Source organism: Umezawaea endophytica, from assembly GCF_025061645.1.
GTDB classification, from domain to species: Bacteria; Actinomycetota; Actinomycetes; order Mycobacteriales; family Pseudonocardiaceae; genus Umezawaea; species Umezawaea endophytica.
Genome location: NZ_JANYMP010000023.1, coordinates 24,840 through 37,574, shown reverse-complemented (window position 1 = coordinate 37,574; position 12,735 = coordinate 24,840). Strand labels below are relative to the sequence as shown.

12 protein-coding genes are annotated in these 12,735 nt (G+C 71.7%); 5 read left to right on the top strand and 7 right to left on the bottom strand.

The window, feature by feature from the left end; translation table 11 throughout:
• The first annotated feature begins 14 nt into the window (after positions 1 to 14).
• The gene (gene guaA, locus NZH93_RS35915) at positions 15 to 1,574 is read left to right on the top strand and encodes a glutamine-hydrolyzing GMP synthase (protein ID WP_259627749.1); all 1,560 of its coding nucleotides are present in this window, start codon (positions 15 to 17) and stop codon (positions 1,572 to 1,574) included.
• A 68-nt stretch (positions 1,575 to 1,642) separates the two neighbouring features.
• On the opposite strand, the gene NZH93_RS35910 is transcribed toward guaA, so the two are convergent.
• Both NZH93_RS35910 and NZH93_RS35905 read right to left on the bottom strand, forming a co-directional pair.
• Positions 1,643 to 1,849, bottom strand: a complete 207-nt coding sequence (locus NZH93_RS35910; protein WP_259627748.1) for a hypothetical protein — start codon at positions 1,847 to 1,849, stop codon at positions 1,643 to 1,645.
• A complete protein-coding gene (locus NZH93_RS35905; protein WP_259627747.1) occupies positions 1,842 to 3,071 on the bottom strand; it encodes a PspC domain-containing protein in 1,230 nt (409 codons plus the stop codon). The genes NZH93_RS35910 and NZH93_RS35905 overlap by 8 nt, the downstream gene beginning before the upstream one ends.
• Positions 3,072 to 3,181: 110 nt before the next feature.
• Between NZH93_RS35905 and NZH93_RS35900 the strand changes: the two genes are divergently transcribed.
• From NZH93_RS35900 to NZH93_RS35890, 3 genes are read left to right on the top strand one after another with little or no spacing between them, the layout of a single operon-like run.
• On the top strand, positions 3,182 to 4,417 hold the full coding sequence (locus NZH93_RS35900) for an ATP-binding protein (protein ID WP_259627746.1): 1,236 nt from the start codon (positions 3,182 to 3,184) through the stop codon (positions 4,415 to 4,417).
• Positions 4,414 to 5,076: a response regulator gene (locus tag NZH93_RS35895; RefSeq protein ID WP_259627745.1), complete on the top strand. Its 663-nt coding sequence runs from the start codon at positions 4,414 to 4,416 to the stop codon at positions 5,074 to 5,076. The genes NZH93_RS35900 and NZH93_RS35895 overlap by 4 nt, the downstream gene beginning before the upstream one ends.
• Positions 5,077 to 5,110: 34 nt before the next feature.
• Entirely contained in the window at positions 5,111 to 5,707 is a 597-nt protein-coding gene (locus tag NZH93_RS35890; RefSeq protein ID WP_259627744.1) for a hypothetical protein, read from the top strand.
• Here NZH93_RS35890 and NZH93_RS35885 read toward each other — a convergent pair.
• The 4 genes from NZH93_RS35885 to NZH93_RS35870 all read right to left on the bottom strand — a co-directional run bounded on the left by NZH93_RS35885 (position 5,688) and on the right by NZH93_RS35870 (position 10,042).
• On the bottom strand, positions 5,688 to 7,022 hold the full coding sequence (locus NZH93_RS35885) for a serine/threonine-protein kinase (RefSeq protein ID WP_372506967.1): 1,335 nt from the start codon (positions 7,020 to 7,022) through the stop codon (positions 5,688 to 5,690). The genes NZH93_RS35890 and NZH93_RS35885 overlap by 20 nt on opposite strands.
• 68 nt (positions 7,023 to 7,090) lie before the next feature.
• A complete protein-coding gene (locus NZH93_RS35880) occupies positions 7,091 to 8,494 on the bottom strand; it encodes a serine/threonine-protein kinase (protein WP_259627743.1) in 1,404 nt (467 codons plus the stop codon).
• A 22-nt stretch (positions 8,495 to 8,516) separates the two neighbouring features.
• Positions 8,517 to 8,939: an SsgA family sporulation/cell division regulator gene (locus tag NZH93_RS35875; protein ID WP_259627742.1), complete on the bottom strand. Its 423-nt coding sequence runs from the start codon at positions 8,937 to 8,939 to the stop codon at positions 8,517 to 8,519.
• Between the two features lie 179 nt (positions 8,940 to 9,118).
• A complete protein-coding gene (locus NZH93_RS35870) occupies positions 9,119 to 10,042 on the bottom strand; it encodes a DMT family transporter (RefSeq protein ID WP_259627741.1) in 924 nt (307 codons plus the stop codon).
• A gap of 81 nt (positions 10,043 to 10,123) precedes the next feature.
• Here NZH93_RS35870 and NZH93_RS35865 point away from each other — a divergent pair, with 81 nt between their 5' ends.
• Positions 10,124 to 11,023, top strand: a complete 900-nt coding sequence (locus NZH93_RS35865) for a LysR family transcriptional regulator (RefSeq protein ID WP_259627740.1) — start codon at positions 10,124 to 10,126, stop codon at positions 11,021 to 11,023.
• Here NZH93_RS35865 and NZH93_RS35860 read toward each other — a convergent pair whose 3' ends face one another.
• Complete coding sequence (locus NZH93_RS35860) at positions 11,024 to 12,685, bottom strand: serine/threonine-protein kinase (RefSeq protein ID WP_259627739.1); 1,662 nt, start codon at positions 12,683 to 12,685, stop codon at positions 11,024 to 11,026.
• Between the last annotated feature and the right edge of the window lie 50 nt (positions 12,686 to 12,735).

Sequence of the window (12,735 nt, the reverse complement as noted above, 5' to 3'; positions counted from 1 at the left end):
GACATCCTTGCGCCGTGTCCGAAACCAGCAACCGGCCGGTACTCGTCGTCGACTTCGGGGCGCAGTACGCGCAGTTGATCGCCCGTCGAGTGCGCGAGGCCCAGGTCTACTCCGAGGTCGTGCCGCACACCGCGAGCGTGGCGGAACTGCTCGAACGCGACCCGCTCGCGATCGTCCTGTCCGGCGGCCCCTCCAGCATCTACGAGGAGGGCGCTCCGCAGGTCGACCCGAAGCTGTTCGACGCGGGCGTGCCCGTGTTCGGCATCTGCTACGGCTTCCAGGCGATGGCCGTGGCGCTGGGCGGCACGGCCGAGCACACCGGCACCCGCGAGTACGGCCGCACCGAGCTGGGGGTGACGGAGGGCGGTGGCAGGCTGCACGACGACCTGCCCGGCCACCACCCGGTGTGGATGAGCCACGGCGACTGCGTGACGAAGGCCCCCGAGGGCTTCACCGTCACGGCCACCAGCGACGGCGCGCCGGTCGCCGCGTTCGAGGACACGACCCGCCGGTTCGCGGGCGTCCAGTACCACCCGGAGGTCGGCCACTCGCCGCACGGCCAGGAGGTGCTGCGCCGGTTCCTGCACGAGATCGCGGGCGTGAAGCCGCAGTGGACGACCTCGTCGATCGTGGACGAGCAGGTCGAGCGGATCCGCGAGCAGATCGGCGACGGCAAGGCCATCTGCGGCCTGTCCGGCGGCGTCGACTCCGCGGTCGCGGCGGCCATGGTGCAGCGCGCCATCGGTGACCGGCTGACCTGCGTGTTCGTCGACCACGGCCTGCTGAGGGCGGGGGAGCGGACCCAGGTCGAGCGCGACTTCGTGGCCGCGACCGGCGTGAAGCTGGTGACGGTCGACGAGCGCGAGCGGTTCCTGGAGGCGCTGAAGGGCGTCACCGACCCGGAGCAGAAGCGCAAGATCATCGGCCGCGAGTTCATCCGCGCGTTCGAGCAGGCGGCCCGCGACCTCCAGGCCGACGGCGACTACGACTTCCTCGTGCAGGGCACGCTCTACCCGGACGTGGTCGAGTCCGGCGGCGGCACCGGCGCGGCGAACATCAAGAGCCACCACAACGTCGGCGGCCTGCCGGACGACCTCCAGTTCAAGCTGGTCGAGCCGCTGCGGGCGCTGTTCAAGGACGAGGTGCGCCGGGTCGGCACGGAGCTGGGCCTGCCCGAGGTCATCGTGCAGCGCCAGCCGTTCCCCGGTCCCGGCCTCGGCATCCGGATCATCGGCGAGGTCACCGGCCCGCGGCTGGAGATCCTGCGCCAGGCCGACGCCATCGCCCGCGAGGAGCTGACCTCGGCGGGCCTGGACCGGACCATCTGGCAGTGCCCGGTCGTGCTGCTCGCGGACGTGCGCAGCGTCGGCGTCCAGGGCGACGGCCGCACGTACGGCCACCCGATCGTGCTGCGCCCGGTGTCCAGCGAGGACGCCATGACCGCGGACTGGACGCGCCTGCCGTACGAGGTGCTGGAGCGCATCTCCACCCGCATCACCAACGAGGTGGCGGACGTCAACCGGGTCGTGCTCGACGTGACGAGCAAGCCGCCGGGCACCATCGAGTGGGAGTGATCCCCCGCTGACCACGAAGGCCGTGACCCCCGAGGGGGTCACGGCCTTCCGCGTGAGTGGCGGGACTCCTAGCGGCGTTGGCGGAACACCGATCCGGCCAGCAGGGCCAGTCCGACGACGATCGCGCCACCGGCGATCACCCACCGCAGGTCGAAGAAGTCGGGCCAGTTGTTCCCGCCGGTCAGCACGAACGCCGACACCAGCGCGGCCCCGAGCCCGAACACGAGCGACACGACGTCGAAGCCGCCGCGCGACTCCACCTCCTGGTCAGCCACGGTTGACCACGACCTCTCCCAATCCGGCGTGCGCGTTGAGCACGATCTTGAGGCCTCCGTCGGCCTTGTCCTCGCCCTCGGAGGTGAACTCGAACGCGGGCGCCCGCCCGTCGCTCTGCTTGCCCAGGCATTGCACGGACCCGACCTCGGTCTCGCAGCGCACCTCGACGTCGGCGTTCTTCGGCACGGTCACCTGCACTGCGCCGACGGCCGCGTAGACCTCGGTCTCGACCGTGCCCGAGCTGGGCAGCGCGGTCAGGTCGATCTCGATGGTGCCCGCCCTGGTGTCGTACCGCTGCTGCACCTGCTCGATCGACGCGGGCTTGTCGGTGAAGTCGCCGATGCGGTCGCTGCCGCCGAAGTCGTCGAAGTTCGCGATCGTGCCGAACACCGCGACGAGGCTCAGCGGGATGACCAGGCCGATCAGGCCGCGCCCGCCGCGGCTGAACGCGCCGGCCACCAGCCCGAGCGCCATGACGCCGATGACCAGGCCCAGGGTGTGCAACGGGCTCAGCCAGTCGATGTAGGGGCCCGCGATGACGGCTCCGGCCACGACCAGCAGCGACACGCCCAGCGTGATGCCGGTGATGGGCGACCGGTGCCGTGACCTCCGCGCGGGAGGGGCCTCGGGCGGCTGAACCATCCCCTGGCCGGGTTCGGGCAGGTCCCACGCGAAGGGCGCGGCGCCCAGCGGGTCCCAGGCCGGAGGGGTGTCGGCCGTCTTCTCCTGGCCCGTGCCCATGGTGGTCACCTGATCCGTGGTCGAGGTGGTCGTGGTCATCGGGGCGGGCCGGTTCTGCGCGCCCCGGTTCTGGTGCAGGAGGTAGATGGCCCCGACGGACAGCAGCACCCCGGCCACCATCGTGAAACCACCGTCGAAGAAGAACCCGGTCGCCGGGAACAGCGCCAGGCAGAGCAGCACCGTCAGCGGGATCGGGGTCGAGCTGCGGCCCTTCCCGATCAACGCCTCGACGGGTGACACCTCGTCGTCCTCCTGGGGCAGCCCGAGCCAGCCCAGCAGGTAGATGAACACGCCGGCACCGTTGCACAACGCCATCGCGACGAAAGCGACCCGCACGATCACCGGGTCGATCCGGTACCGCTCCGCGATGCCCTCGGCCACACCGGCGATCTTCCGCCCGCGGTGCGGCCGTCTGGGCCTGCTGACCCAGAAGTCCTTCAACGTCTCCTCGACGTTGGCTGCTGTCACGTTCCCACTCACGTCACCGAGTTTGCGGCTTCGCGGCGCTCGGCACATCGGGGGTGCACCCTGAACACCGACTCGGGTGGAACCCTGATGATTCACGTCCGGGCACGTGTGACGATCGGGTGGTGAGTTCGCAGGTGGAGTTGGCAGCAGGGGCGGACCTCGCGGTCCGCAGACGCCGCAACGGGCGCGTGGTCGCGGGGGTGGCGGGCGGGATCGCCGACCACCTCGGCGTCGAGGTGTTCTGGGTGCGCGCGGTCTTCGCCGCGCTCACGGCGCTGAACGGCGTCGGCGTGATCGCGTACGGCCTGCTGTGGATCTTCGTGCCGCAGCGGGTCACCGGCGAGCCGGGGGAAGCGCCGCTGAAGCCGAGGGAACGCCAGCAGGCCGTCGGTCTGCTGGCGCTGGGGCTCGGCGCGGCGGTGCTGGTCACGCTGCTCACGGGGGCGGTCAGCGGGTGGATCGTCGGTCCGATGGCGGTGGCGCTGGTCGGCGCGGCCGTCGTGTGGCGGGAGGCGGACGAGGCGCAGCGCCGCCGCTGGCGCGACGGGGCGCGCAGCGGGGTGCTGGGCAAGAGCGGCCGGTCGACGCTGATCCGGATCGCCGCCGGGGTGGCGCTGGTCGCGCTCGGCATCGGGGTGCTGGTGGTCACCACCTACCAGCTCGACCAGATCCAGTTCACGCTGGTCGCGGTGCTCGCGACGCTGGCGGGCGTCGCCCTGCTCACCGTGCCGCTGTGGATCAAGCTGGTGAACGACCTCGGTGAGGAGCGCAGCGCGCGCATCCGGACCGAGGAGCGGGCGGAGATCGCCGCCCACCTGCACGACTCGGTGCTCCAGACGCTGGCGCTGATCCAGAAGCAGGCCGAGGCACCGCGCGAGGTCCGCAGGCTCGCGCGCGGCCAGGAACGCCAGTTGCGGGACTGGCTGTACGGCCGCGACGTCGGCGACACCGCGCGGCCGACCACGGTGTCCGCCGCCATCGCCCTGGCCTCGGGGGAGGTCGAGGACACGTTCGCCATCTCGGTGCAGCAGGTCGTCGTCGGCGACTGCGCGCTGGACCACAACCTGCTCGCGATGGTGCAGGCGGCGCGCGAGGCGATGGTCAACGCGGCCAAGCACGCCGGGGTGGCCGAGATCAGCGTCTACGGCGAGGTGGAGGAGGACGGCGTCACCGTCTTCGTGCGCGACCGCGGCAAGGGTTTCGACCCCGAGTCCGTTCCGGAGGACCGGCATGGCCTAGCTGACTCGATCCGGGGGAGAATGGTCCGGCACGGTGGGGAGGCCAAGTTGCGCACGAGCCCTGGAGAGGGCACGGAGGTGCACTTGGAGATGCCGAGGAAGCAGGAGGCCAGGTCGTGACCGAAGGCAAACGGGTCAGGGTGTTCCTGGTCGACGACCACGCGCTGTTCCGCGCGGGGGTTCGGGCCGAGCTCGATTCGATCAGCGACGAGATCGAGGTCGTCGGCGAGGCGGGCTCCGTCGGCGAGGCGGTCGCCGGGATCGGCCACCACCGGCCGGACGTGGTGCTGCTCGACGTCCACATGCCCGACGGCGGCGGTGCCGCGGTGCTCGCCCAGGTGCGGACCGCGCTGCCGGACGTCGTGTTCCTCGCGCTCTCGGTCTCCGACGCCGCCGAGGACGTCATCGCGGTCATCCGCGCGGGCGCCCGCGGCTACGTGACCAAGACGATCTCCAGCCAGGAGCTGGTGCGCGCGGTCGTGCGGGTGTCCGACGGCGACGCGGTGTTCTCGCCGCGGCTCGCGGGCTTCGTGCTGGACGCGTTCGCCGACCGGCCCGGCGCGGCCCCGATCCGGGACCCCGAGCTGGACCTGCTGACCCCGCGCGAGCGGGATGTGCTGCGGCTGCTGGCGCGCGGCTACGCGTACAAGGAGATCGCCTCGGAGCTGTTCATCTCGGTGAAGACGGTCGAGACGCACGTGTCGAGCGTGCTGCGCAAGACGCAGCTCTCCAACCGCTACGAGCTGTCCCGCTGGGCCTCCGACCGCAGGCTGGTCTGAGTTGACCCAGCGCACGTCACCACCGGTTCACCGCTTGGCCCGCTTCGCCACCGAGGTGCTCGCACCGTGGGTGTGGGTGCTCACGCTGCCGTTCGCCGTGGCCGCCGCCGCGACCCGCGAGCTGTGGCCGACGGTCGCGTGGGGGCTCGTCGTCGCCATCACGGCGTCGGTGATCCCGATGGTCGTCATCGTGAAGGGCGCCCGCAGCGGCCGCTGGGACGGCCACCACGTCACCAACCGCGAGGGCAGGCTGGTGCCGCTGGTCGCGGCGGGCGGCTCGCTCGCCGTCGGCACGGCCGTGCTCGTGGTGGGCGGCGCCCCGCACGAGATGCTCGCGCTGGCGGGCAGCATGTTCGCGTCGCTGGTCGTCAGCATGGCCATCACGTTCGGCCTGAAGTGGAAGGTGTCGCTGCACGCGGCCGTGGCGTTCGCCGCCGTGGTCGTGGGCGCGGTCGTCTACGGGCCGTGGTTGCTGGTGCTGGTCGTGCCCGCCGTGCTCGTGGCGTGGTCGCGGGTGGAGCTGGGCGACCACACGGCCGCGCAGGTGCTCGTCGGCTCGCTCATGGGCGTCGTCGTGGGCGGTGGCGGGTACGCGCTGCTGGAGCTGGCGCTCAGATCTTCGACGAGCTGACGATCTTCCGCGCGCCGTCGACGACCTCGACGCCGACCCGGTAGGTCTGGACGTCCAGGCTGCTGCCGAGCACGAAGGTGAGCTGGACGTCCACGGTGTAGGAGCCGTTCGGCCTGGCGGACACGGTCAGGATGTCCGGCTGGACCTCGTCGTACTTGGACCAGAAGCCCTCGTACTCCTCCAGCGTCGGCCGGAAGCTCTCGGTCAGGTTGTTCCACGCGGTCGTGGGGTCGGAGGCGGCCTGGCGGTAGTGGTCGCGGACGAAGTTCGCCGCCGCGTCCACCGGGCTGAGGGCGTCCACCGGGACGTTCGGGTCCTGCCCGGTCCCCGACTCCTGCACGGTCACGCTCTCGTCGAACGTGAAGACCAGGTGCTCGTCGACGAGGGGCAGCAACCACACCAGCCCACCCACCACGCCCCCGGCGATCAGCACCAGGGCCGCGACGACGGGCACGATCCACCGGGGAGCCCTCCTCGGCTCGACGGCGGGACGCCGGAAGACCGAGGTCGGCCCTTCGTCCGACGCCAGCAGGTCGACGGCCTGGGCGGCGGTCGGCCGCCTCGCCGGGTCGTTCGACAGCAGCCGCTTCAGCGGACCGGTCAGCGTTCCGGCCCGCGACGGCGGGTCGATCTTGCCGGTGGCCGCCCGGTAGATGAGGCCGAGGTTGTTGTCGGTCGCCCCGTACGGCGACCGGTCCTCGGTCATCGCGTACAGGGTCGCGCCGAGCGAGAACACGTCCGACCGCGCGTCCGGTGCGTCGCCGCGGGCGATCTCGGGCGCCAGGTAGGCGGGGGTGCCGGAGATCATGCCCGCCTCGGTGAGCGTGCCGTCGCCGACCGCGCGGGAGATGCCGAAGTCGGTGAGCTTCACGGTGCCGTCGTGGCCGATCAGGACGTTGCCGGGCTTCACGTCGCGGTGCGTGATGCCCGCCGCGTGCGCCGCGGCCAGCGCCGCCGCGATCTTGCCGCCGATCCGCGCCGCCTCGACCGGGTGCAGCGGCCCGTTCTCGGCCAGCAGCGCCGCGAGGCTGCGGGACGGCAGGTACTCCATGACCAGCCACGGCAGGTCGTCCTGGACGACCACGTCGAACACGCCGATGGCGTTCGGGTGCTGGAGCCGGGCCGCGATGCGCGCCTCGCGCATGGCGCGGGTCCGGGCCATGTCGGTCGCCACCGGGTCCAGGTCGGGCAGCTTGAGCTGCTTGACCGCCACCTCGCGGTGCAGCAGCTCGTCGTGGGCCCGCCAGACGACACCCATGGCGCCGGCACCGATCTGCTCCAGCAGGAGGTACCGCTCGCCCACCGCGTTCACCACGACGAGCAGGTTAGCTGGCTGCCGGGTCGCCGGTGGCGAGTCGGACGTCTCAGATGGCGGGTGTCCCGCTAGCCCTCCTGCTGGAGCCTCGGGCGACCCTCCACGAGCAGGACCCTGAACCGGTAGTCCTTGGTGGTCGGCACGCCCTTCGTGACGACCTTGACCTTCCCGATCACCAGGAAGTCGTCACCGCTGCGCACCACCTCGGGGTTCGCCAGCGGGATCAGCTCGTCGAACGCCGCCGTGCTCTCCTCGTAGTCGGCGTACGACTTCCGGGAGGCGTCGGTCAGCTTCTCCCACGAGCCGCGCGTCTCGTGCTTGACGGAGCGCAGGTAGCCGAGCACGAAGTTCGACGCCACCTGGTCGGTGAGCTGGACCGCCTTCGGCGTGGTGGTGGTCGAGCTGGACGAGGACGGGGCGTCGTGGTTCCGCCCGCCCAGCGGCAGGAACGCCCTGGCCGCCGCCGCGCCGCCGAGGAGCAGGCAGACGACGAGGACCGGCACGAGCCAGCGGGGCCGTGCTCGGGGGGCCGGGGTGCTCGGCGGCGGCGCCTGTGGGCGCGGGGGGAGGTGCTGGGTGGGCCGGGCCTGCGGGCGAGTCTGCTCGGACGGCGTCTGGGCGGGGGGAGGGGGCGCCTGTACCGGGATGCCCTTCGGAGTGGGGATGACCTCGGTCGGCAGCACCTGGAGGAGCGCGGTGGCCTGGGTGGCGGTGGGGCGCTGGGCCGGGTCGACGGCCAGCAGCAGTTCCAGGGGCCGGGACAGCGAGCCCGCGCGGACGGGGCGTTCCAGCTTGCCGGTGGCGGCCCGGTAGAGCAGGCCGAGGTTGTTGTCGCTGTCGCCGTACGGGGACCGGTTCTCGACGGCCGCGTACAGCGTCGCGCCGAGGGAGAACAGGTCCGACCTGGAGTCGGGCGCGTCGCCGCGCGCCACCTCGGGCGCCAGGTACGCGGGGGTCCCCGCGAGCGCGCCTGCTTCGGTGATGGTCACGTCGCCGGTCGCGCGGGAGATGCCGAAATCGGTGAGCTTCACGGTGCCGTCGTGGCCGATCAGGACGTTGCCGGGCTTCACGTCGCGGTGCACGATGCCCTTCGCGTGCGCCGCGGCCAGCGCCGCCGCCACCTTCTCGCCGATCCGGGCCGCCTCGGCCGGGGTCAGCGGACCCCGCTCCTCGACCAGTGCCGCGAGGCTGCGGGACGGCAGGTACTCCATGACGATCCACGGCAGGTCGTCCTCGACGACCACGTCGTAGACCACGATCGCGTTCGGGTGCTGGAGCCGGGCCGCGATGCGCGCCTCGCGCATGGCGCGGGTGCGGGCCACCTCGGACGCCGCCGGTGCCAGGTCTGGCAGCTTGAGCTGCTTGACCGCCACCTCGCGGTGCAGCAGCTCGTCGTGAGCCAGCCACACCACACCCATCCCGCCGCTGCCGATCTCCTCCTTGAGGACGTAACGGCCGCCGACAGCGTTCACGTCGAGCAGGCTAGCGGTCCGCTCAGCTCGAGGCGACGAGCTTGGCCAACTCCCGGTCGAAGTCGATCCACAGGTCCTCTTCACCGGGCTGCACGACGTCGTACGTGAGGTCGAGGAACTCGGCGATGTGCTCGGCCTCGGCCGACAGGATCGCGAAGCCGGTGGGGGCGTTCAGCTCCAGCAGGACGCGCTCCGGGTCATCCGCCGCGGGCCGCACCATGATGTCGCCCTCGCCGGACGGGGTCAGCAGTCCGTCGGCCAGCAGGTCGCGCGCGAACATCCACTCGACCTTGCCCTGCCCGGTGTGGAACAGGACGGCGACCGCGTACGGGTCTTCCGGGTTGTACTGGAGCTCCGCCTCCACCGGTGCCGGCGCGATGCCGGGGACCAGCAGATGGAACGTGGTGCCGGCGGTGATGATCGTGTTCTCGGACATCTTGTTCATCCCTTCCCTACCTGCGTTGTTCACGCTCTCATGGGAAGAGACGTCCGAGACAGCGCTCCGAGACGCTATTCGCCCGACAACCACGCTATCGGGGGAGACGTGGGTCTCATTCACGCCTGTTTGGCCTGTTGGCTCGTCTCAACTGGCTTTCCAGGCGTCGCACGCTCAGTAGTTGTTGATCACTTCAGAGTCACGGGCTGTACCGGTCGGGTGTCGACGGGCGCGACCGCCGTGACGGGGCGGCGGCGGGTCAGCGCGATGCCGAACAGCACCACGACCATGCCCGCGACGACCCGGACGCTCAGCGCCTCGCCCAGGAACGCGGCGCCCAGCAGCACCGACACGACGGGCAGCAGGTAGCCGACCGTGGTCGCGTTGGTGGGGCCCTCGTCCTCGATCAGCCGATAGTTGATGACGAACGCGACCCCGGTGCCGAAGACGCCCAGCACGACGACCGCGATCACCGCGGCGAGGTTCAGGTGCACCGGCTGGAGGCCCGCGACCGGCACGACCAGCGCCGTGAGACCGGTGCCGATGACCAACTGGGTCGAGGAGAGCTGCATCGACGTCAGGCCCTGCCCGGACAGCGTGCGGCCGATGTAGACGTACGCCACGGCGTAGCTGGCGGCCGCCGCGAGGCACGCCAGGGCACCCCAGCTCGCCAGTCCCGAGTGCTCCCACGGCGCGAAGATGAGCAGGGTCCCGACGAAGCCGAGCACCAGCCCCGCCAGCCGCGCCCCGCCGCGCTGCTTCTCGAACCCGAGGAGCAGGCCGATCGCGAGCGTCCACAGCGGGGTCGTCGAGTTGATGACGCCCGCCACACCGGAGTCCACGCTCTGCTCGCCGACGGCGAACAGGATGAACGGGATCACGTTGCCGAACAGCGCGGCGAACGTGAGGTGGCCCCACGCCTTGCGCGACCGCGGCAGCCGGTGGCCGCGTGCGTACACGAGCGCGACGATGACCGCCGCGCCCAGCGCCGTGCGCACGACCGCGATCTGGACCGGCGACAGGCCGGTCAGGGCGATCTTGATCCACAGGAAGCTCGAACCCCAGACGAGGGCGAGGACACCGAACCTGATCAACGTGCCGGGCTTGTTCACAGGTCTACGATCGTGCCGACGAAGCGTCAGCACAAGTGAAAAGAACTGCATGACCTTGTAGCAGGACTGAAAGGTTGGGCCATGCTCGACGTACGCCGGATGCAGGTCCTCAGAGCCGTCGTGACCAGCGGTTCCATCACCGCCGCCGCCACGAACCTCGGGTACACGCCGTCCGCCATCAGCCAGCAGGTGGCGGCGCTGGAGAAGCAGGTCGGCATGGCGCTGCTGGAACGCGTCGGCCGCGGCGTCCGGCCCACCGAGGCGGGCAAGCTCCTCACCGAGCACGCCGCGGGCATCACCGACCGCCTGGTCGAGGCCGAGTCGGCGCTGGCGGACCTCAGGGCGGGCCGCACCGGCAGGCTCCGCGTCCGCTACTTCGCCACGGCGGGCGCGGCGCTCGTGCCGCCCGCGGTGGCCCGGTTCCGCGCCGAGCACCCGTCGGTGAAGCTCGACCTCAAGCTGACCGAGCCGCTGGACCCGATGGTGGAGATCGTCGCGGGCCGCGCCGACGTGGCGATCGTGGTCCACCCCCGTGACGCCGAGGTGGCCCCCGGCGTCCAGTTGGTGCACCTGCTGGACGACCCGTACGTGGCCGTCCTGCCGCGCGGCCACGACCTGGGCCGCAAGCGCGTGCTCGACCTGAACGACCTGGCGGGAGACCCGTGGGTGGACTCGGCGATACCGCCGGGGGCGTGCCGCGACATCGTCCTCGACGCCTGCGCGGGCGCCGGGTTCGCGCCGAACTTCGTCGTCGAGTCCGACGACTACCCGACCGCGCAGGGCTTCGTCGCCGCTGGCCTGGGCGTCACGATCGTGCCGAAGCTCGGCCTCGGCGTGACCCACCCCGGTGTCGTCGTCCGCCGCCTGCGCAGGCCGGAGCCGCACCGGGCGATCTACGCCGCGTTCCGCGAGGCGGGCGCCGTCAACCCGGCCGCGGCGAGCCTCCTGGACGCGCTGAAGGACGCCGCGGCGGCGAGCTGACTAGTAGGTGCCGAGCCGCTGCTCGCGTTGCAGCAGCACCACGGAGCCGGACCAGTTCAGCACGATGAGCTTGCGCTCCTTGGTGACGGTCTTGTCCTTCTCCGTGTACTTCAGGTCCACCACGAACGCGAAGGGCTCGTTCATGGTGATGTTCTCGACCTCGGCGGACTTGATCGTGGACCAGAAGCTCTTGTAGACCGAGAGGCCGCCGCCCTGGGCCTGCATCTCCGGGAGGAGCCACTGGAACGCCGCGTCGGGGTCGCCCGGCGCGAGCGCGAAGTAGTCCTTGATCATCTTTTCCTGCGTGGCCTGGTCGGGACCGGACCCGCTGGTGATCTTGGGGGGCTGCTTCGAACCGCCGCCCGAGTCCGGCGCGTCGGTGGCCTCGCTCGGCTTGTTCTGCGGGTTCGACTGCGTGACGGACGAACCGGGCTCGGCGATCTTGTCCGTCGAGTCGTCGGTGTCCGACAGGAAGCTGGCCAGCATGATGCCGACGACGGCCGCGGCCACGATGGCGAGCGCGGTGACCATCGTCGACCGCTGCTTGCCCGAGCCGGGGCCGGTGCCCGCGGCCCCGAACGACCGCTTGGGCGGACGCTGCCGCGGCGGCGCGGCGGCCGGGCGCTGCTGCTGGTAGGGCTGTTGGTACGACTGCTGCTGCGGCGCGGGCTGGTGCTGCTGCGGCGGGCCGGGGCGGACGTCGATGCGGGTGCCGGGCGGCGGTGTGTTGACCGCCGCCTGCGGCGACATCGCGCGGGTCTGGAGGTCCGACGACACGGGCGTGCCGCGCCACGACGGCGGGCTCACCTGCGGGGCGGCCATGGGGAACTCGGGGGCGGCGCGGCCCGCGGCGACGGCGGCCAGCGCTTCGCGCGCCTCGGCCATCGTCGGGCGGTCCTCGGGCTCCGGGCGCAGCAGGCGCATCAGCAGCGCGGTCAGCGGACCGGCCTGCTTCGGCGGCGTGACCTTGCCGGACGCGACCTGGTGCAGCAGCGCGATCGTGTTCTCGTTCAGCCCGAACGGCGGCGCGCCCTCGATCGCGGCGTACAGCGTGGAGCCCAGCGAGAACACGTCCGACGGCGAACCGGGGTCGTAGCCCTTCGCCACCTCCGGCGCCAGGTACGCGGGGGTGCCCGCGAGCATCCCGGTCGCGGTGACCGTGACGTCGCCGGTGGCCCGCGAGATGCCGAAGTCCGTGATCTTCACGACGCCCTCGTCACCGAGCAGGATGTTGCCCGGCTTGATGTCGCGGTGCACGATCCCGGCGTTGTGCGCGGCGGTCAGCGCCGACGCCACCTGCTCGCCGATCGAGGCCACGTCGCGGGGCGACAGCGTGCCCCGCTCGGACAGCACGGTGGAGAGGCTCTTGGACGGCAGGTACTCCATGACCAGCCACGGCTGGCCGTCGTCCTCGGCCACGTCGTACACGGCGATGGCGTGCGGGTGCTGCAAGCGGGCGGCGATCCGCCCCTCGCGCATGGCCCTGCGCTTCGCCTCGTCCGTGTCCGCGGCGGCCAGGCCGGGCTGGAGCAAGAGCTGCTTGACCGCGACGATGCGGTGCAGGCGCTGGTCGTGCGCCTGCCAAACGACGCCCATCGCACCGCTACCGATTCGGGTTCCCAATCGGTAGCGGCCTGCGACCAGGCGACCATCGTCGGTCACGGCTGCTCCCATGAGTGATTGCGGTGTCTTCGTCAGTGGCGACCCAACTT